Origin of the sequence: Parabacteroides acidifaciens (assembly GCF_003363715.1) — a bacterium.
Lineage (GTDB): Bacteria > Bacteroidota > Bacteroidia > Bacteroidales > Tannerellaceae > Parabacteroides > Parabacteroides acidifaciens.
Genome location: NZ_QREV01000028.1, coordinates 23,423 through 43,542, shown reverse-complemented (window position 1 = coordinate 43,542; position 20,120 = coordinate 23,423). Strand labels below are relative to the sequence as shown.

At 39.6% G+C, this 20,120-nt stretch carries 15 protein-coding genes; 13 read left to right on the top strand and 2 right to left on the bottom strand.

Annotation, left to right across the window (positions count from 1 at the left end):
• From DWU89_RS12370 to DWU89_RS12320, 11 genes are all read left to right on the top strand, one after another.
• Positions 1-3,147, top strand: a complete 3,147-nt coding sequence (locus tag DWU89_RS12370; RefSeq protein ID WP_115499947.1) for a SusC/RagA family TonB-linked outer membrane protein — start codon at positions 1-3, stop codon at positions 3,145-3,147.
• A gap of 12 nt (positions 3,148-3,159) precedes the next feature.
• The gene (locus DWU89_RS12365) at positions 3,160-4,854 is read left to right on the top strand and encodes a RagB/SusD family nutrient uptake outer membrane protein (RefSeq protein WP_115499946.1); all 1,695 of its coding nucleotides are present in this window, start codon (positions 3,160-3,162) and stop codon (positions 4,852-4,854) included.
• Positions 4,855-4,876: 22 nt separating this feature from the next.
• Positions 4,877-5,710, top strand: a complete 834-nt coding sequence (locus tag DWU89_RS12360; RefSeq protein WP_115499945.1) for a hypothetical protein — start codon at positions 4,877-4,879, stop codon at positions 5,708-5,710.
• Positions 5,711-5,801: 91 nt separating this feature from the next.
• The gene (locus DWU89_RS12355; RefSeq protein ID WP_115499944.1) at positions 5,802-6,473 is read left to right on the top strand and encodes a GDSL-type esterase/lipase family protein; all 672 of its coding nucleotides are present in this window, start codon (positions 5,802-5,804) and stop codon (positions 6,471-6,473) included.
• A 4-nt stretch (positions 6,474-6,477) separates the two neighbouring features.
• A complete protein-coding gene (locus DWU89_RS12350; protein WP_115499943.1) occupies positions 6,478-9,333 on the top strand; it encodes a glycoside hydrolase family 2 protein in 2,856 nt (951 codons plus the stop codon).
• Between the two features lie 28 nt (positions 9,334-9,361).
• Positions 9,362-9,919 carry a glucose-6-phosphate isomerase family protein gene (locus DWU89_RS12345; protein ID WP_115499965.1) on the top strand — a complete coding sequence of 186 codons (558 nt, stop codon included), beginning with the start codon at positions 9,362-9,364 and terminating at the stop codon, positions 9,917-9,919.
• A gap of 11 nt (positions 9,920-9,930) precedes the next feature.
• Positions 9,931-10,893 carry an ROK family protein gene (locus DWU89_RS12340; protein ID WP_115499964.1) on the top strand — a complete coding sequence of 321 codons (963 nt, stop codon included), beginning with the start codon at positions 9,931-9,933 and terminating at the stop codon, positions 10,891-10,893.
• Positions 10,874-12,649: a class I mannose-6-phosphate isomerase gene (locus tag DWU89_RS12335; protein WP_115499942.1), complete on the top strand. Its 1,776-nt coding sequence runs from the start codon at positions 10,874-10,876 to the stop codon at positions 12,647-12,649. Before DWU89_RS12340 ends, DWU89_RS12335 begins: the two co-directional genes overlap by 20 nt.
• Positions 12,642-13,430, top strand: coding sequence for a glucose-6-phosphate isomerase family protein (locus DWU89_RS12330; protein ID WP_115499941.1), 789 nt, complete (start codon positions 12,642-12,644; stop codon positions 13,428-13,430). Before DWU89_RS12335 ends, DWU89_RS12330 begins: the two co-directional genes overlap by 8 nt.
• 29 nt (positions 13,431-13,459) lie before the next feature.
• Positions 13,460-14,890: a sugar porter family MFS transporter gene (locus DWU89_RS12325; RefSeq protein WP_115499940.1), complete on the top strand. Its 1,431-nt coding sequence runs from the start codon at positions 13,460-13,462 to the stop codon at positions 14,888-14,890.
• Positions 14,891-14,925: 35 nt separating this feature from the next.
• Positions 14,926-15,489, top strand: a complete 564-nt coding sequence (locus tag DWU89_RS12320) for a sugar O-acetyltransferase (RefSeq protein WP_115499939.1) — start codon at positions 14,926-14,928, stop codon at positions 15,487-15,489.
• 72 nt (positions 15,490-15,561) lie between these two features.
• Here DWU89_RS12320 and guaA (DWU89_RS12315) read toward each other — a convergent pair whose 3' ends face one another.
• Both guaA (DWU89_RS12315) and guaA (DWU89_RS12310) read right to left on the bottom strand, forming a co-directional pair.
• Complete coding sequence (gene guaA, locus DWU89_RS12315) at positions 15,562-16,869, bottom strand: glutamine-hydrolyzing GMP synthase (RefSeq protein ID WP_115499938.1); 1,308 nt, start codon at positions 16,867-16,869, stop codon at positions 15,562-15,564.
• 128 nt (positions 16,870-16,997) lie between these two features.
• The gene (gene guaA, locus DWU89_RS12310; protein WP_115499937.1) at positions 16,998-18,518 is read right to left on the bottom strand and encodes a glutamine-hydrolyzing GMP synthase; all 1,521 of its coding nucleotides are present in this window, start codon (positions 18,516-18,518) and stop codon (positions 16,998-17,000) included.
• 99 nt (positions 18,519-18,617) lie between these two features.
• On the opposite strand from guaA (DWU89_RS12310), the gene DWU89_RS12305 reads away from it, so the two are divergent.
• Both DWU89_RS12305 and DWU89_RS12300 read left to right on the top strand, forming a co-directional pair.
• Entirely contained in the window at positions 18,618-19,523 is a 906-nt protein-coding gene (locus DWU89_RS12305; protein WP_115499963.1) for a hypothetical protein, read from the top strand.
• A 2-nt stretch (positions 19,524-19,525) separates the two neighbouring features.
• Positions 19,526-20,116 carry a Crp/Fnr family transcriptional regulator gene (locus DWU89_RS12300; protein ID WP_115499936.1) on the top strand — a complete coding sequence of 197 codons (591 nt, stop codon included), beginning with the start codon at positions 19,526-19,528 and terminating at the stop codon, positions 20,114-20,116.
• Positions 20,117-20,120: the final 4 nt, after the last annotated feature.

Here is a 20,120-nt window from a genome sequence, read left to right as displayed (position 1 = left end):
ATGGAGAAGAAGAATAGAACTTTTTATCTGGTTTTCATTTCCGTTTTTCTGCTTTTAGGAAACTTGATCGCAGAAGCTCAAACGGGAAGAACTATTTCCGGAATTGTTGTTTCAGAGGTTGATAATGAGCCTTTGATTGGTGTAAATGTAGTTCAGAAAGGAACTACAAATGGTGTAGTTACAGATCTGGACGGGAAATTTACTTTAACTGTTCCGGATGGGAGTGTTTTACAAATTTCGTATATTGGATATCAGGAACAACTTCTGACTGTTAAACCTAATATAGCCGTTTATCAAGTAGCGTTGAAAGAAGATTCGCAGGCTTTGGAAGAAGTGGTGGTAATAGGGTATGGCATTCAGAAAAAAAAGCTGGTGACTGGTGCTACCGTACAGGTGAAAGGCGATGATATCCAAAAATTGAATACAGTAAGTGCTTTAGGTGCTTTACAAAGTCAAACTCCGGGTGTGAATATTACTCAATCATCCGGTATGCCGGGAGAAGGCTATAGTGTGACGATACGAGGGTTGGGTACTACTGGCTCTTCGGGCCCATTGTATATTATAGATGGCGTGACGGGTGCAGATATTAATAATTTGAATCCAGCTGATATTGAGTCTGTTGATGTGCTGAAAGATGCTGCTTCGGCTGCTATTTATGGTTCACGTGCCGCAAATGGTGTCGTGTTGGTTACCACAAAACAGGGGAAAGCGGGAAAGGCTTCTATTTCTTATGATGGATATTTTGGCGTTCAAAACGTGTATAAAATGGCTCCGACGCTAAATGCCCAGGAATACGCCATGATACAGAATGAAGGTCGGCTGATGGATGGTCTGCCTGCTTATGATTTTAGTTCTTTGGTTCCTAATTGGGAAAGTTATTCGAATGGGACGAATAAAGGAACAAACTGGTTGGATGCCATGAGAAATGAAAATGCACCGATTCAAAATCATGCATTGAATATCACTGGAGGTAGCGAACAGTCTGTTTATTCTATGGGTATTTCGTATACTTCACAAGAAGGTATTTTGGGCAAACCTGTGCAGCCTAAATATGACCGTTATACATTTCGTCTGAATACGGAACATACATTGTTAAAAAATAATGATTTTGATGTGATTAAGTTTGGTGAAAATTTAACTTATTCATATAGTGAAAAATCAGGCATATCAATCGGTAACCAGTACCAGAATGATATTAATGGTGCGTTGAAAGCAAATCCATTCCTTCCGATGTATGACGAAAACGGTGATTATCATTATGCATTGGCTTGGGATCCGACAGGTGAAAATCCTATAGCACTGATGGAGTATGCACACGGTCAAAATTTGACAAAAAAGCATAATATCAAGGCTAATGCATATGTAACCTTGCAACCAGTTAAAAACTTGAAAATTAAAAGTAGCTTTGGCTTGACGATGGAAGCGAATGCTTATCGTAGTTTTGAGCCGGTTTATGAATTGGCTTCTAACGTATATAATAAGGAGAATGAAGTGACTCAACAGATGTATATCAGTTCCGGATGGCTTTGGGAAAATACGATTAGTTATGATTTTAAAATAAATAACGATCATAATTTTAGTGCAATAATCGGTCAGTCAATGGAAAGAAGCGGTTTAGGGGATAATTTGTCCGCCAGTAATGTGAATTCAATTTTTAATGATTTTGAACATGCATATCTGAATAATACAACTGTTATCTATGCCGATAAAACAACCGTAGGTGGATCTCCCTATATGAAAAATAAGATTTTACAGAAAAGGAGTATTGCATCTTTCTTTGGACGTGTAAATTATGATTATAAAGAAACTTATTTGTTGACTTTGGTAATGCGGGCTGACGGTTCTTCTAATTTTGCAAAAGGAAATCGCTGGGGATATTTTCCTTCAATTTCTGCAGGTTGGATTATGAGTAATGAAGCTTTTATGGAGTCGACAAAGAATTATCTTGATCTTCTTAAAATTCGTGCCAGTTGGGGACAAAATGGTAATCAAGATATTGATCCGTTCCAGTATCTGGCGACGATCTCATTTTTGAAATCTAATTATTTCTTCGGCCCGGATAAGCAAACGATTTCTTCTGGTGCATATCCTGATATTCTACCTAATAAAGATGTTACTTGGGAAACTTCCGAACAATTGGACTTAGGTTTGGATGCTCGTTTCTTTGGTGGCCGTTTGGGGCTCTCTTTCGATTATTATTTGAAGACAACTAAGGATTGGCTTGTACAGGCTCCAATTCTGGATTCCTATGGAACAAGTGCTCCATATATAAATGGTGGGGATGTTCGGAACCAGGGGATTGAAATGGCTTTGAATTGGAATGATCATGTAGGTGATTTTACTTATGGAGTAAATTTGAATTTATCTCATAATAAAAACGAGGTAACCCGTATTGCTAATTCAGAAGGTATTATTCATGGTAGCCCTAATATTTTGAGTGAAGGCACTACTGAAATGTATCGCGCACAAGAGGGATATCCTATCGGTTATTTTTATGGATACAAAACTTTAGGTGTTTTTCAGAGTGAAAAGCAAATAGCGGAGTATTCCGGTGCCAAGCTTTCCGGGACAGCTCCTGGCGATTTGATCTTTGCGGATACTAATAAAGACGGTGTAATTGATGATAATGATAAATGTATGATTGGTAATCCTCATCCTGATGTAATAATGGGGCTTACTTTTAATTTAGGTTATAAAGGATTTGATCTGGGAATAACAACTAATGCTGTATTAGGCAATCAGATTGCCAAGTCGTACCGGTCATTTGCCGATCAACCGAAGGAAAATTATACCACTGATATTTTGGGACGTTGGCATGGTGAGGGGACCTCTAACCGCTTACCTCGAGTAGCGTCTGGAACAAATACAAATTGGTTATATATTTCTGACATATTTATAGAAGACGGTGACTATTTCCGTATTCAGAATGTCACATTAGGATATGATTTTAAAAAATTATTTCCACGTATTCCATTGGGGCAGGCCAGACTATATGTTACAGCCCAGAATCTGGTAACTTTTACTAAATATTCGGGTATGGATCCTGAGATTGGATATGGGGCCGACAAGAGCTGGGTTTCCGGCATAGATGTCGGTTTTTATCCGAGTCCAAGAACATATATGGTAGGTGTTAATTTAAAATTCTAATAGATTTGAAATATGAAAAAAATAGCATTTCTTATATTACTCGTTTCTTTTATTACAGGTTGTGACTCTTTTCTAGATTCAGACAATTTAGTAAAGAAAGACACTTCTAATTTTCCGGAGACTTCACAGGATGCATTAGATGCGCTGACCGGGGTGTATACAGTATTACCGTCTGTGAATGTTAATCAGTGTACTTTTCTGGTATCTGAATTATTGTCTGATGATCGTTTGGGAGGTGGAACATTAGTGGACCGAAGTTGGGGGGCCATTGATCAATTGAAGAAGATAAATGATGATATGTTTCCTGATTTTTGGAAAAAAATGTATCAAGGTATTTTTCGAGCTAATATGTTGTTGGAAACTCTTGATGTTGTAAAAACATGGGAAAAGCCAGAATTGAAAGATCAGATTGCTGCAGAAGCTCGATTTTTACGTGCTTACTTTTATTTTGACCTGTGTCGAATGTTTGGAACGGTTCCATTAGTACTAACAACAGAGGCGGTTAATAATCCAAGAGCTGAAGTAAAAGACTTGTATGCCCAGATAGCAGATGATTTAATATATGCGATTCAAACTTTACCGAATAGAAGGTATGAAGCAAAAGACGGTCAGTTGGGGCATGCAACCAAATGGGCTGCCGAATCATTGTTGGCACGTGTTTATTTATTCTACACAGGGTATTATAAGCAGGATGTATTGCCTTTACCTGACGGAGGTTCTGTTACAAAGCAAGAGGTAATTAATTGGCTGGATGATTGTATTAATAATAGTGGTCATGGGCTGGTATCTAATTTCGGTAATTTATGGCCTTATGCGAATTCGGCTACGGCTCCTGATTATAAGTTTGCTGTAGATAATAATTTGAACTGGGTCGGTGATGATCAGAATAATGAAACAATTTTTGCGATTAAATATTCTGCAATGGGTAACCATTCGACTAGTATCTATTATAGTAATCAGCCAGTGCTTTATTTTTCTATTCGTGAACAGCCTGATTATGAAAATATTTTTCCATTTGGACAAGGTTGGGGGGCCGGTACTGTAAGTACGAGTTTGATCGAAGATTGGGAAGCGAGTGAACCGAATGATTTTAGACGTACAGCATCTATTCTGGATGTAAATAATCCGGATGAAAATATCAAAAGTTATACTTGGGGAGCCAGTATGCAAATTCAGGAAACAGGTTATTGGCAGAAAAAATATATAGCGATCAATGCCCATCAGGCAAAATCGGATGGCACAACAGCTTGCGTAAATTATAGTTGTGTATTATATGGACGTACCCCAGATTTTCAAATTGATAATACACAGGATCAAGTGATTATTCGTTACGCAGATGTCTTATTGATGATGGCGGAATTAAAAAAAGATGTAAGTTACCTGAATCGGGTGCGTGAGCGTGCAGGTTTAGCCCCTTTGGCAGTTTATACGGATAAGGCTTTGCAGGATGAACGTCGCTGGGAACTTGCTTTTGAAGGTGTCCGTTATTATGATTTACTCCGCTGGGGGATTGCGGCAGAAGCTCTTGGAAAGCAAAATGGAGTGAAAGTGAAAAATAATGGTGTGGATGATGTCATGAATATGGGGAATCTGGTACAGCGTCTTCAGGAAACAGGTGGATTTATGCCGATTCCTAAAACTCAGATTGATTTATCTGCAGGGGTACTTGAGCAAACTCCGGGCTGGGGAAATGAAGCTTTGTATTAATTAATTAGTTAAATGAATTTATATGAAAAGGATAATAATAGCTCTTTTTTCGTTATTGGCAATATTTCAATTGTCCTGTAATCCGATAGAAGAAGAGCATAAACAAGGAAGTACTATTGCTGAAAGTGAATTGAATTTGGATGTTTACCCACTTACAGAAGGTGGAAATAAAATCGTAATGATAAATAGAACTCCAATGATTGGATCTCATTGGAATTATGGTTCGGGAATTTCCGTTCGTCAGCAAGACACCGTATTAGTCCCGTTTTTAGGGGAAAAGGAAATCGTCTTTACTGGAATTTGTTCTGGAGGAACTGTTTCTACTAGTCGAAAGGTGATAATTGATAAAATTTTGTATCCGATAGAAGATGAATGGGCTCTTTTTGCTGGTACTGATAGGAACGGTAAAACCTGGATGTGGGATTATACCAGTCCGGATGATGTTGTTTGGGGAAATGGCGGATACCCGGGAAATACAGCTCCCGCTTGGGCTACGATCAAAGCTGGTGATATGGACGAGCAGGATCCAGAAGTCGGAAAGGATGGAGTTATGCTTTTTGACTTGAATGGGGCGGCTAATTTTACTAAAATAAGTCAAACTGGACAGGTGGTAGAGAGAGGTAGTTTTCAATTTGATATGACCAAACAGAAACTAATGGCGGATGGAACACCTTGGTCTATTGGTACATTAACAATTATTGACGGTACTGTGCTGAAAGGAGTTTCTCCTAATGAAGGAGGAAAAACTGTCCATGAATTTGATATATTGAAACTGACAGAAGATAAAATGGTATTGGCTCATGTTTTAAATAATGGATGGGAGGCTTGGTTTTGGTGTTTTAAAGTGAAAAAGTAAGGAGGAGGAGTAAGCCGGGAATAAGAGGATTAATTTTGGTTCCCGGCTTATATTTGAAATCTGGTGTGGAATCGGTAAACTGTTTTGTAGCATGAAAAGGATAGTTCTGTTTTGTATTTTACTTTGTCATTGTTTTTATCTTTCTGCTCAATATGAAAGAGCGGCACAATGGGAAGAAAAGATTCAGGAGTTAAGAGATAAAAATAGTAAAGAGGGGATTAAACAAGGTTGTGTTTTATTTATAGGAAGTTCCACTTTTACAAGATGGGGAGATACGCAGAAATACTTTCCAAATTCTGTTGTTGTGAACAGAGCCTTTGGAGGCTCTATGATGTGTGATCAAATATATTTTTTTGATGAAATTGTCAAACCATTTAGTCCCAGACAGATTGTTATTTACGAGGGCGATAATGACTTGAATGAAACGTCGACAACCCCAGTGCAGTTTATGGAAGATGTAATTTGTATGAGTCGCCTTATCCATTATCATTATCCTAAATGTCAGATATTACTTGTCTCTATTAAGCCTTGTCCGGCACGGGTGAAATCTTTTGATAAATATAAGGAAGCTAATAATCTTATGAGAGAGTATGCTGCATTATATGATTATATAGACTTCGTAAGTGTATGGGATAAGTTTGTAGATAAAAATGATCGTCCTATTATGAAATATTTTATGGATGATCAGATTCATATAACTCCTGATGCTTATCTTCTTTTTAAAGAGGTGATGGAAGATAAGCTATTGAAAAAAATAAATTAATAATATGACAAAGGTATATTGGTTTAGTTTGTTTACCTTTTTATTAATAGGGGGACAAGCTATAGGACAAAATAAATTGAATTTTGGGCGGACTGTCAGACAGCCGGTAAATGAACTCCCACGTTCAAAATCAACTCAGGATATTTTGAAACGGAAGGCTTATCAATCCGTTTCCGGAAAACTGAGTTTGGATGATGACGGAAACTTTTTGTTGTCCGGTGGCTGGGAAATGATCGAAGGGTATAAGTTGGCTGGAAGGGGAATGTCTTTATGGGATATTCAAACCAATGCATCTGAATGGTATAATGCAGTTGTACCGGGTACGGTCTTGACAACTTTAGTGGAGCAATCCGTATATCCGGATCCTTATTATGGATTGAATAATTTGCTTATACCGGATACGCTTTGCCGTATGGACTGGTGGTATCGGATTTCTTTTGCTGTTCCTCAAGATAATAATGATTCAGACTATCGGATATTATTGAATGGTATTAATTATAAAGCAGATGTTTGGTTAAATGGTAGCCGTTTAGGAACTATAAATGGTGCTTTTAAAAGAGGAATATTTCCTGTTACTGATTTATTGGATAAACAAGGCTTAAATACATTGGCTATTCATGTTTTTCCGCCTAATAATCCAGGTATTCCTTTTGAGGAAACGAAGGAATGGTTTGGCGGAAACGGGGGGGCTCTTTGCTTGGATGGACCAACTTTTATATCTTCGGAAGGATGGGATTGGATACCAGGTATCCGAGATCGAAATATTGGTATTTGGCAAGATGTTAGATTGATGCGAGTAGGTGATGTTATTATGGAAGATCCTCAGGTTATAACGGACTTACCTTTACCTGATACTACTTATGCGGATATCACGATAAAGATACCCTTGGTGAATAATACTACAGAAGAACAAATTTTCTTCGTAAATGGGAAGATCGGAAATGTTTCATTTTCACAGAAAGTAGCGTTGAACCCGTTAGAGCGGAAAGAAGTATGTTTTACATCGGAAAAGTTTGAACAACTACGTTTTCAAAACCCTGCTTTATGGTGGCCGAATGGTTATGGAGCACAAGCTTTGTATAAGTTGAATTTGACTGTAATACGGGACAATCAGGCTTTACAAACAAAAAATATTCGTTTTGGGATTCGTGAACTTTCTTATAAACTTATGGCGCAAACTCCAGACAAGAGAAATGTGCGCTTCCAATATAGTCCTACGGATGTAGAAGAGAAGGGAAAAACTTTGTTTAATTATAAAAAACGAATTGCAATAGAAAATCCTGCTTTTCCACAAGTAGTTATTCCAACATTAGCAGATGGAACTATACGGTATTTGCAGGAAGAAGTGAATCAGTCGGAAAATCCATTCTTGACTATTTGTGTAAATGGAAAACCGATCTTTTGTCGTGGTGGAAATTGGGGTATGGATGATGGGATGAAACGTGTGACCCGTGAGAGGCTTGAGCCTTATTTCCGTTTGCATAAGGATGCTAATTTTACAATGATTCGAAATTGGACCGGAGAGTCGACGGAGGAACTATTTTATACTCTCTGTGATGAATACGGCTTGCTTGTATGGAATGATTTTTCCCTTTCAACTCAAGGGTATAATTTGGAACCATTGGACGATGAACTATTTCTTTCGAATGCTCGGGATATTGTTTTGCGTTTTCGTAATCATCCTTCTATCGCCATATGGTGTCCACGTAATGAAGGGTATGCACCAGATATATTGGAAGATGGTTTTCAAGAAATAGTTAATACGGTGGATGGGACCCGACATTTTCACGGGAATTCAAGATGTTTAAATCTTTGTCCAAGTGGTCCTTGGCATTATATTGACAATCAATTGGAATATTTGACTGAAAGAGCGAATGGTTTCAGTACGGAATTGGGAGCACCTTCTGTTCCAACAGTGGAAACTCTTCGTAAATTTATACCGGAAGAAGATCTTTGGCCGATTGGAGATGTTTGGTATTATCATGATTTACATTATGAAAGTTTTGATTGGAAAAATTATATCCGCGATGTGGAAAAATTAGGAATGGCTCCATCTCGTAGTGCGGATGAGTTTTGCTCGCGAGCTCAGTTTATTAATTATAATCTGTATCGTAATATGTTTGAAACTTGGAACCAGAAGATGTGGAATTATGCCAGTGGATTATTGTTATGGATGAGTCACCCGGCATGGCCGAGTGTTATTTGGCAGGTATATTCGTATGATTATGAAACTCACGGGGCATTCTATGGAGCAAAGAAAGCTTGTGAGCCGATACATGTACAATGGAATTCAGTTAACGGGAAACTACAAGTCATAAATACAACCCTTGGAAAAATTCCGAACGCAAAAGCATCATTTAAAATATATAATTTAAAAGGCCAAAAGTTGTATGAGAAAAAAATATCGGTAAACTTAGATGCTAATGGATTAACTGATTGTATGGAAGTTTTTGTTCCATCAGAAATCAATGAATTATCATTGGTCAGAACCCAGTTGTTAGATCAAAAGGGGCATACCATTTCCTACAATGATTATTGGGTTAATCCTGCTGCTCCTTCAAATTTCTCTGTTTTGCAAAAAGGAGGGAAAGCTAAACTGCAGCTAAAATCAAAGAAGGTAAAGAAAACAGAGGAGCGAATATTGATCCAGGCTGAAATAAAGAATAATTCAGATCTGGTAGCAACAGGAATCAAGGTCAACGTGCGTGACAAAGAGTCCGGACAAGCTTTACTTCCAGTGTATGTGTCAGAAGGTTATTTTAATCTATTGCCAGGTGAGTGCAAACGAATAGATATAGAAATGCCTGAAAAGCAAGGCAATAAAGAGTTTTATTTGTCATTTGATGAATGGATTAGATAGAAGGTGGAATCAATGTAAAAAAAGGATTATGAAAGTAGATAATATTTATGTACCTGAAGTTTTTTTTACCAATAATTGTCTTACAGGAGAAAATGTTGTAAAATCAACTCGTTTATTGGGGGATTTGGATGGTGTATTCCAAGATAAGGATGCTTTTGAGCAAATGGATAGAGACCGGATTATTTATCAGGTCAGTAGTTTTCTTCCTGTTGTGGAAAATACACCAGGGGGACTGTTTATGGGGATCACATTACTTTATCCGGGTAAAGTAGGGCAAGAATTTTTTATGACTAAAGGGCATTTTCATACCAATAGCAATCGTGCTGAATTTTATTGGGGAGTTGAGGGAGAAGGCATGCTAATCCTAATGGATGAGCAAAGAAATGTATGGGCCGAACGAATGTTTCCGGGTAGTTTGCATTATATTCCCGGGAAAGTCGCACATCGTGTAGCCAATATAGGTTATCAAAAATTAGTTTTTTCTGCTTGTTGGCCTTCTGATGCCGGACATGATTATGCGACAATTGCAGCAGAAGGGTTTGCGCGTAGTTTGATGGATGTAAATGGGGTTCCCACTTTATTATGAAAGGTCTGGATATGTATACTATAGGAATTGATTTGGGAGGAACTTTTGTTAAAATAGGTTTGGTTGAATCTGGTAAGGTGTTAAACTTTAAAGTTTTGCCGGCTCATTCAGAGAAAGGACTTAGAAATAATTTACCAGAAATAAAAGATACGATAAATAATTTATTGTATAATAGCGGAGTTCAAATTACAGATCTGGCAGGTATAAGTTTGGCTTTTCCGGGGATTGTGGATGTGAAGCATTATCAGGTTTTGGCAACAAATGACAAATATGATGATGCTTGTGATTTAAATTTGAGATTATGGTGCGAATTGAATTGGGGCGTCCCTTTTTATATGGATAATGATACGCGACTGGCTACTATTGGGGAATGGGAATGCGGAGCTGCACAAGGTTTGAATAATGTTGTAATGATGACAATTGGTACTGGAATTGGTACTGGTGTTGTTTTGGATGGGCGTGTTCTGTATGGGGAGCATTATCAGGCCGGTTCATTGGGTGGGCATTTCGTAATCGATTATAAGGGGCGTAAATGTAGTTGTGGTAATGTAGGATGTGTAGAGGCTCTTTCCTCCTCTTTTTTCCTTCCTTACATAATAAAGGAAAATCCGAAGTTATCTGCTTCGTTTAGGGAAAACGCTGACAATTACGATTTTGAGAAAATCTTTAATTGGGCCTCTCATGGAGATGTAGATGCTTTAATCGTACGTAATGAATGTATGGATGTGTGGAGTGCAGCCATAATTACTTATATACATGCTTATGATCCTCAGGTTATTGTTTTAGGGGGTGGAGTGATGAAAAGTAAAGATGTAATACTTCCCTATATCCGTGAACGTGTAGGAAAGTTAGCTTGGTGTCCAAGTTCAGTTGTTAAAATATTGGCATCTGAACTTGGTGATAATGCAGCGATATTGGCATCAGAATATTGTTTTAAAAATAAAAAAAGAAGGAATGAAATCTTATCTGCATAAAAAATCTAATTATAATAAATATCCATCGGTTAATGTGCCGGATATATATATATCTTCTTGCTATTTAGGGTGGGCGAATATTGTAAACGTCTTGAATCAACGGTTGAATGCAATAGATAAACCCCGTAAGATATTGGTTGTGGAATGCTATCAGGGAATACTTCATGATGAGGTGAAAAAGCAATTCTGTTTGGCATTTCCTGATGCTTTTTTTATTGATTCCTCCGAAGGCATGCTGTCGGAGCAAGAGCTAAATGTTAAGTTGCAAGCGGATATAACGGATGATGAGCTATTTGGTTATATGACACGTTTTAGCATAGACTGCTATTTTGATGAACAGAAAGTTTGTGATTTACGGAATAAAATAGACCGGAAACAAGGACTTGTTATTGTTTATGGTACAGGAGCTGCTTATATTCAGCCAGAAACCGATTTATTAGTGTATGCAGATATGGCTCGTTGGGAAATCCAGATGCGCTTTCGAAGGAATGAAATTAGTAATGTAGGGGTGGAAAATCGGACTGAGCGATCTGCATTGCAGTATAAAAGAGGTTTCTTTGTAGATTGGCGTATTTGTGATCGTTTCAAAAAGAGATTAATGCCCCATTGGGACTATGTTCTTGATACCAATAAAGCCGGGGAACCCAAAATGGCAACAGGGGATGCTGTTCGTGCGGGATTGGAGCAAGCTATAAAACAGCCATTTCGTGTGGTCCCTTTTTTTGATCCGGGACCATGGGGTGGACAATGGATGAAAGAAGTGTGTGATTTGGATAGAAGTATTGCTAATTATGCCTGGTGTTTTGATTGTGTTCCGGAAGAGAATAGTTTATTTTTATCTTTTGGCAATATCAAGTTTGAAATACCTTCTATTAATTTGGTGTTTGCTCATCCCCGTGAATTATTGGGAGATCCGGTACATGCTCGTTTTGGTGATGAGTTTCCGATTCGATTTGATTTCTTGGATACGATGCAAGGAGGTAATTTAAGCTTGCAGGTACATCCGCTGACTGAATATATCCAAGAAAAGTTCGGCATGCATTATACACAGGATGAAAGTTATTATTTGTTAGATGCGGGAGAAGATGCTGTGGTCTATTTGGGGCTAAAGGAGAATGTTGATTCGAAGGGTATGATTAAAGCATTGGAAGATGCCCAAATTTCCGGGAAATTCGATGCCGAAAAGTTTGTAGGACGCTATCCTGTGAAAAAACATGACCACGTCTTGATACCGGGGGGAACAGTCCATTGTTCCGGAGCAAACGGCATGGTACTTGAGATCAGTGCGACTCCTTATATCTTTACATTTAAATTATGGGATTGGGGACGTTTAGGGTTGGACGGACGTCCCAGACCTATAAATATAGAGCATGGAAAGAATGTAATTCAATGGAATCGTACGGAATCATGGGTGAGAAAAGAAGTTCTTAATCAAGTTGCTTTTGTTGCAGAAGGAGATGGATGGAGGGAGGAACATACTGGTTTGCATGAATGTGAATTTATTGAGACACGAAGACATTGGTTTACAAAACCAGTTTTGCATCATACGAGCGGCAGTGTCAATGTATTAAACTTGGTTGAAGGGAGAGAAGTTGTTGTTGAAAGCCCTTCCGGATCTTTTGAACCGTTTGTTGTTCATTATGCAGAAACATTTATCATACCGGAAGCGGTCAGAGAATATACAATTCGTCCGTTTGGAGAATCGGAAGGAACAGAATGTGCCACAATTAAAGCTTTTGTAAAACATCATGTGTGAACTTTTTTTTGATCCAGGGCTTGATATCAAGGCAACTGAAAGTCCTATGGGATTTATTTATGGCCCTGATATTTTTGGTCCTCAGGTAGAGAATCGTAAATTGAACGACATCTCGAAGAGTTTGTTGGATCCGAATTGTGAGGGACCGGAGATTGTTTATTCCATTGCTATGGATGTCGGTAAAAAAAATCATAGGGAACTACTCAATTCGATGCATTTGTTGTATGGAGTCGTGACTTATGCTGCTGGGAAATTAGGAACTGAGCCTATTCGAAGCCAGGGGCATATTCATAAGGTTTCTCCTTTCAGTAATTGGTCGACTCCTGAAGTATATGAAATATGGTCCGGAGAGGCGATTATTTATATACAGGAATATGCAGAAGATAATCCGGGACGCTGCTTTGCTGTTTATGCCAAACCTGGAGATGTAGTGGTGGTTCCCCCTTATTGGACGCATGCGACTATTAGTGCCAATCCTAATAAACCTTTGACATTTGGTGCTTGGTGTGATCGCGAATATGGATTTGTGTATGATGGAGTGAGGAAACATAAAGGTATTGCTTGGTATCCGGTTTTTAACGAATTTGATGAGATTCAATGGGTCGCAAATCCTTGTTATCAGTCTTCCAAATTGATATGTAAATTACCATCGGATTATACGGATTTAGGTATAAAGAAAAACAAGTCCATATATGATACTTTTGAAGAAAATCCTGATACTTTCTTGTTTGTTCCGTCTCCTCAACTAAGAAAGGAATACTGGATAAATTTTATTCCATAAAAATAATTTAGTTTGTAATTTTAGATATCATGGAAACAGGGCACAATAGTATGTTGGTTTATATTATAGCTGTTATAGCTGCTACCGGAGGTCTGCTTTTTGGCTTTGATACAGGGGTGATTTCAGGAGCGATTCCATTTTTTCAAAAAGATTTTGGAATAGATGATAGTACGATTGAGTTAGTTACATCTGCCGGTTTGTTGGGGGCAATTCTGGGTGCCTTGTTTTGTGGTAAAATAACAGATCGATTAGGACGTAAGAAAGTGATATTGGCTTCTGCCATTATTTTTGCAGTAGGCGCGATTTGGTCAGGAATTGCAGTAGATGCTTGGAATTTAATTTTGGCTCGTCTTTTTCTTGGAATAGCAATAGGAGTATCTTCATTTGCGGTACCTTTGTACATTGCTGAAATTTCTCCGGCAAAAGTGAGGGGTATGCTTGTTTCTATGTTTCAGTTGATGGTTACCATTGGTGTATTGGTCTCTTATTTATCTGATTTGTTTTTTGCGGATGAAAATGATATATCTTGTTGGCGCCCCATGTTTTATGTCGGTGTCATACCTGCTTGTGTTTTATTAGTGGGCATGGCTTTTATGCCAGAAACTCCTCGTTGGCTGATGAGTAGGGGAAGGCATAATGAATGTGTAGATATTTTGAATAAAATAGAAGGGAAAGAGCAAGCGAGGATTTCCCTGTTACAGATGCAAGAAGAAATAAAAAGGAACGAGATGGAAAAATCTGGTTGGAAAGAGCTCTTACAACCTTGGTTGAGGACACCACTTTTCATTTGCATAGGGATTATGTTCTTCCAACAATTTGTCGGAATTAATACTGTAATCTATTATAGTCCCAAGATTTTTCTAATGGCTGGCTTTGATGGAACAGTTGCTGCTATTTGGGCTTCTGTAGTGGTTGGATTAGTGAATGTTATATTTACGATTGTGTCTGTTTATTTTGTGGATCGCTTGGGGAGAAGAAAGCTTTATTTTATAGGATTGTCCGGAATAACTGTTTCTTTATTACTGTTAGGGTTATGTTTTCTGGGAGGCAATCTGTTAGGAGAATTTGTCAAGTGGCTAACAATTCTACTTATACTCTGTTATGTAGCATTCTTCGCAATAAGCATAGGGCCTTTGGGATGGTTGATTATTTCGGAAATATTCCCTCAGAAATTACGTGGATTAGGAGTGTCATTAGGATCGTTATCTGTTTGGTTGTTTAATAGTATTGTTTCATTCACTTTCTTTAAAATTGTCAATGTATTGACTATACCAGGCAAAGAGATTCTGTTGGATGGTGAATATCTGGGTAATCCTGCTGGTGCTTTTTGGCTATATGGAGGGATTGCTTTTTTGGCATTAATCTGGGGATATTTTTATATACCGGAGACAAAAGGTGTTACCCTTGAGCGAATTGAAAGCTTCTGGCGAATGAGAAAAAGTCCACGTGAATTAAAATAATTCTTATTTTTGCCAAAGTAATAAAGAAACAGATAATGACCGAAAAAGAGAAATGCAACCTGGGCCTGCTATATGATGCAAACTATGATCCCGAATTGTTGTCAGATCGTGAAACAGCTAAAGAACAGCTTTACGATTATAACCGTTTGCGCCCTTCACAACAGACAGAGCGGACGGAACTCCTGAAGAAACTTTTGGGGAGGACAGGAGAGAGCCTCATTATAGAACCTCCTTTTGCTTGTGACTACGGATATAATATAGAGATAGGAGAAAATTTCTATGCCAATGTCAATTTGGTTATATTGGATGGAGCAAAAGTGAAGATTGGTGATAATGCTTTTATTGCTCCTAATGTCGGAATCTATACAGCAGGGCATCCGTTGAATGTCTCACAACGCAATCAGGGATTGGAATATGCTTATCCGGTCACAATCGGTCATAATGTTTGGATAGGTGCGGGTGTGATTATTCTTCCCGGTGTCACTGTTGGCGATAATGTTGTAATCGGTGCCGGCAGTGTAGTGACGAAAGATATACCTGATAATTCACTTGCCGTTGGTAACCCTTGTCGGGTGGTACGGAAGATCGGAAAAGTTTAAAGAAAACTCCCTTGTCATTCTCTTTAATAGAAAGAGCGGTAGGGGAGTTTTCTTTATTTTATGGATTTGTATTTATTCCCACTCGATCGTTGCATTGGGTTTTGGGGACATATCGTAGCAGACGCGGTTTACGTTTTTAACTTCTTTCAGGATACGGTCTGTTATTTTCATCAAAATAGGCCAATCTACCGGTTCGATGGTCGCCGTCATGGCATCTACCGTATTGACGGCACGGATGATAACAGGCCATTCAAAAGACCGGGCATTATCCCGTACGCCTACAGACTTGAAATCGGGTACGACTGTAAAATACTGCCATACTTTCTTATCCAAGCCGGCATTCTGGAACTCTTCACGCAGGATGGCATCTGCTTCACGTACGGCTTCCAGTCTGTCACGGGTGATCGCTCCTAAGCAACGTACGCCTAAGCCTGGTCCGGGGAACGGCTGGCGATAAACCATCTCGTATGGCAAGCCTAATTCCAAACCGCAAGCACGAACTTCGTCCTTAAACAATTGGCGCAGCGGTTCTACCAGTTCGAATTTCAAGTCGTCGGGCAGGCCGCCTACATTATGGTGGGATTTGACCATTTTGGCAGTCTTGGTTCCGCTTTCCACGATATCCGGATAAATAGTTCCCTGTCCCAGGAAGTCGATACCATCCAACTTACGGGCTTCTTCTTCAAAGACGCGGATAAATTCGCCACCGATAATTTTACGTTTCTGTTCGGGATCGGCGACATCTACTAATTTATCAAGGAAACGGTCCGTTACATCTACATAGATCAGGTTTGCCTTCAATTGGTTTTTGAATATTTCGACCACAGCTTCCGACTCACCTTTACGCATCAGACCATGATTTACGTGTACGCAAACCAGTTTGTCGCCGATCGCTTTCAATAACAGGGCGGCAACGACTGAACTGTCAACACCGCCGGATAACGCCAACAAGACTTTCTTGTCTCCAACCTGGCGTCTGACCAGTTCGATCTGGTCATTGACGAAATTAGTCATATTCCAGTTTGCTTCCGCCTTACAAGTGTCGAATACGAAAGACTTTACAGCATCCTTGATTGCTTCTACGTCATCCTTGAATTCTTCTAATTTGACTTCGCATAATGCTTTCTCGTGGCCTGCTGCCATTACAGGAATGCCAATCGTATAAATATCCGGATTAACGTCGATTGCAACACCGTCGATAATATGGTTAGGACCGCCGTTGATGATAACACCTTTTACATTCGGCAGTGCCTTCAACTCTTCTGCTGTTATGTCATGCGGATAGATTTCGCTATAAACGCCCAATGCACGGATTGCACGTGCCAACACTGTGTTTTCATGACTGCCCAGGTCCAGGATAACAATCATATCTTGTTTCATGTGATTCTTGATTTTATTGATTTTACATTATGTTATACTTGAGGCAAATATATGATTTTTTCATTTCAAGGCAAAATAAAAGCCCGGTATAACATGAATACCAGGCTTTATAAATGTTTTTAAGAGGCTTATTCCCATTCGATCGTAGCTGGTGGCTTCGAGCTGATGTCGTACACTACGCGGTTTACACCTTTGACCTTGTTAATGATTTCGTTGGAAACCTTTGCGAGGAATTCATAGGGGAGTTGTGCCCAATCAGCGGTCATGGCATCTGTAGAAGTAACAGCACGTAAAGCAACCGTGTTTTCGTATGTGCGTTCGTCACCCATAACACCGACAGATTGAATCGGGAGGAGGATTACTCCGGCCTGCCAGATCTTGTCGTATAATCCCCATTCACGCATCAGCGACATATAGATATCGTCAGCATCTTGCAGGATCCGTACCTTTTCAGGCGTGATGTCACCTAAAATACGGATGCCCAGACCGGGACCGGGGAAGGGATGGCGTTTGATCAGGTGCGGTTGCATTCCTAATTCCATACCCACGCGGCGCACCTCGTCTTTGAACAGCAGACGCAATGGTTCGATCAGCTTCAGGTTCATTTTGGCAGGCAGACCGCCTACGTTGTGATGGCTCTTGATAACCGTTCCGGTGATGGAGAGCGATTCGATTACATCCGGATAGATCGTACCTTGACCCAGCCATTTGATATCTTTCAGCTTGTGGGCCTCTTCGTCGAATACGTCGATGAAACCTTTGCCGATGATTTTACGTTTCTTTTCCGGGTCGGAGACTCCGGCCAGTTCCTTATAGAATTTTTCTTTTGCATTTACTCCAATTACGTTCAATCCCAGATGTTCGTAATCTTTCAATACATTCTCAAACTCATTCTTGCGCAGTAAGCCATGGTCTACAAAGATACATGTCAGGTTTTTTCCGATCGCCTTGTTCAACAGAACGGCTGTAACGGAAGAATCCACACCGCCGGAAAGAGCCAGGATCACTTTATCGTCACCCAGTTGTTCCTTCAGTTCTGCAACTGTCGATTCGATGAAAGAAGCCGGTGTCCAGTCTTTGGCACATCCGCAGATATTCAGGAAATTGTCTAACAGTTTAGTCCCGTCGGTCGTATGGAATACTTCCGGGTGGAACTGTACGCCCCAAGTCTTTTCACCTTCTACATGATAAGCGGCAGCTTTCACATCGTCTGTACTGGCGATAACCTTGAAGTTTTCAGGAAGGACGGTGATTGTGTCTCCGTGAGACATCCAGATTTGTGAGCCGACATTGATACCTTTCAACAGCTCGTCTGTGCCCGCGATGTGAGACAGGTTGGCACGTCCGTATTCACGGGAGTTTGCCGGTTCGACATTCCCGCCGGATGTATAAGCCAGGAATTGGGCTCCATAACAGATTCCCAATACGGGATATTTACCTCGTATTTCACTTAAATCAGCTTTAAATGCATTGGCATCATATACTGAATAAGGACTTCCGGAAAGGATTACACCTTTCACATCTGTAGCATCATGTGGGAATTTGTTGTAGGGGACAATCTCGCAATACATATTCAACTCACGGACTCTACGTCCTATTAATTGAGTTGTTTGCGAGCCGAAATCAAGAATAATAAGTTTCTCGTGCATGCAAATTATTATTTAATTGAGTGGCACAAAGGTAGGAATAATATTCGGAACTTAAATCATTTTTACTACCTTTGCGTGTTCATTTTTAACAGTGACAGTATGGATACAGAAAAGAAAGAAACAAAAGAAATAAATAAGCTTTCATTATTGATCATGGCAGTGGTTGTGCTACTGCTAATTATTGCCGGAGCCTGCTATTATATTTTCCATCAGAAGCAGCAGATGCAAGAGTTGGAACAAGCTTATGTGTTGGATAAGGAATCGCTGGAAGATGAATTTAATGAATTATCTCTCCAGTACGAAGGATATAAATTTAATATAGGCAATGATTCGCTGTTGAACTTGCTGTCGACCGAACAGGCTAAAGTTCAACGTCTGCAAGAAGAGCTCCGGACTGTCAAAGCTACCAATACAAAAGAGATTGCCCGTTTGAAAAAGGAATTGCAGACGTTACGTAAGATCATGCGTAACTATGTCGTTCAGATCGACTCTTTGAATCGTGCGAATGAACAATTGAAGGTTGAAAAGAATGAAGCCGTAAAGAAATATCAGCAGGCTTCTTCTACAGCCACTACGCTAAAGAAGGAAAAGGAAAAGTTGACAGAACGTGTTACGCTGGCAAGCCGGTTGGACGCGACAGGAATCACTGTAACCCCTGTAACCAGTCGTGGGAAGAAGGCGAAGGTGATCAAAAAGATGGAGCAGTTTGTCGTTGATTTCCGTATTGCTAAAAATATTACGGCTCCGGTTGGTGAAAAAACGATCTATGTGCGTATCATGAAGCCTGACGATGACATCCTGTTAAAGAGCCGTGCCGATGTCTTTACCTTTGAAGGAAAAGAAATCAATTACTCCATGAAGAAGCTGGTTGAATATGACGGTGAAGAACTGCCGGTAACCATGTATTGGAATATCGAAGAATTCCTTTCCCCTGGAACCTACCGGGTAGACGTATTTGCAGACGGCAACCTGATCGGACGTAAAAGTTTCACACTTGAGAAATAACGATGGAAACAGATGCTCATTTCGCGCGACTCCTTGCCGATCTGCCGGAAGCTCTCGCTCGCGATGAAGCTTTCCTGGACGAACTGGAAGACCATGCCAAAGTGATTTCAGTGAAAAAAGGAGATTACCTGTTGCGTACGGGTGAGTTGTGTCAGGATGCCTATTTCATCAACAAAGGACTATTCATTAATTTATATGTAAACGAGAACGGTAACGAATGTGTCACCGGTTTTGCGGCCGATAATATGTTTCCGTTCCTGTCTGCCATTGGTTATTTTACGAAACAGCCTTCCGAGTTCGAAATTAAGGCACTTGAAGCAGGAGAATTGCTTTGCTTTTCCCGTAGCCATATTGAAGATCTTTCTTTTCGTTATCCGTTGTTCGCTTCCTATTACCAGAATGTCATGCTGACGATCATCTATAAGCTGGATGTTTTGCTGGCTGTCCGTCTGTCCTCTACCGCTGAAGAGTTCATCCAGTTTCTCTATGCAAATTATGCTTGGATGATCAACCGTGTGCCCGATAAATACATTGCCCGGTATATGGGTATCAGTAATGCCTGGTATTGTAAACTGAAAAAGAAGATATTATAGACTT

Excerpts from the sequence above, each read along its gene's own strand:
- DWU89_RS12370 (WP_115499947.1), top strand. The coding sequence starts at position 1 with ATGGAGAAGAAGAATAGAACTTTTTATCTGGTTTTCATTTCCGTTTTT.
- DWU89_RS12365 (WP_115499946.1), top strand. The coding sequence starts at position 3,160 with ATGAAAAAAATAGCATTTCTTATATTACTCGTTTCTTTTATTACAGGT.
- DWU89_RS12360 (WP_115499945.1), top strand. The coding sequence starts at position 4,877 with ATGAAAAGGATAATAATAGCTCTTTTTTCGTTATTGGCAATATTTCAA.
- DWU89_RS12355 (WP_115499944.1), top strand. The coding sequence starts at position 5,802 with ATGAAAAGGATAGTTCTGTTTTGTATTTTACTTTGTCATTGTTTTTAT.
- DWU89_RS12350 (WP_115499943.1), top strand. The coding sequence starts at position 6,478 with ATGACAAAGGTATATTGGTTTAGTTTGTTTACCTTTTTATTAATAGGG.
- DWU89_RS12345 (WP_115499965.1), top strand. The coding sequence starts at position 9,362 with ATGAAAGTAGATAATATTTATGTACCTGAAGTTTTTTTTACCAATAAT.
- DWU89_RS12340 (WP_115499964.1), top strand. The coding sequence starts at position 9,931 with ATGTATACTATAGGAATTGATTTGGGAGGAACTTTTGTTAAAATAGGT.
- DWU89_RS12335 (WP_115499942.1), top strand. The coding sequence starts at position 10,874 with ATGAAATCTTATCTGCATAAAAAATCTAATTATAATAAATATCCATCG.
- DWU89_RS12330 (WP_115499941.1), top strand. The coding sequence starts at position 12,642 with ATGTGTGAACTTTTTTTTGATCCAGGGCTTGATATCAAGGCAACTGAA.
- DWU89_RS12325 (WP_115499940.1), top strand. The coding sequence starts at position 13,460 with ATGGAAACAGGGCACAATAGTATGTTGGTTTATATTATAGCTGTTATA.
- DWU89_RS12320 (WP_115499939.1), top strand. The coding sequence starts at position 14,926 with ATGACCGAAAAAGAGAAATGCAACCTGGGCCTGCTATATGATGCAAAC.
- guaA (WP_115499938.1), bottom strand. The coding sequence starts at position 16,869 with ATGAAACAAGATATGATTGTTATCCTGGACCTGGGCAGTCATGAAAAC.
- guaA (WP_115499937.1), bottom strand. The coding sequence starts at position 18,518 with ATGCACGAGAAACTTATTATTCTTGATTTCGGCTCGCAAACAACTCAA.
- DWU89_RS12305 (WP_115499963.1), top strand. The coding sequence starts at position 18,618 with ATGGATACAGAAAAGAAAGAAACAAAAGAAATAAATAAGCTTTCATTA.
- DWU89_RS12300 (WP_115499936.1), top strand. The coding sequence starts at position 19,526 with ATGGAAACAGATGCTCATTTCGCGCGACTCCTTGCCGATCTGCCGGAA.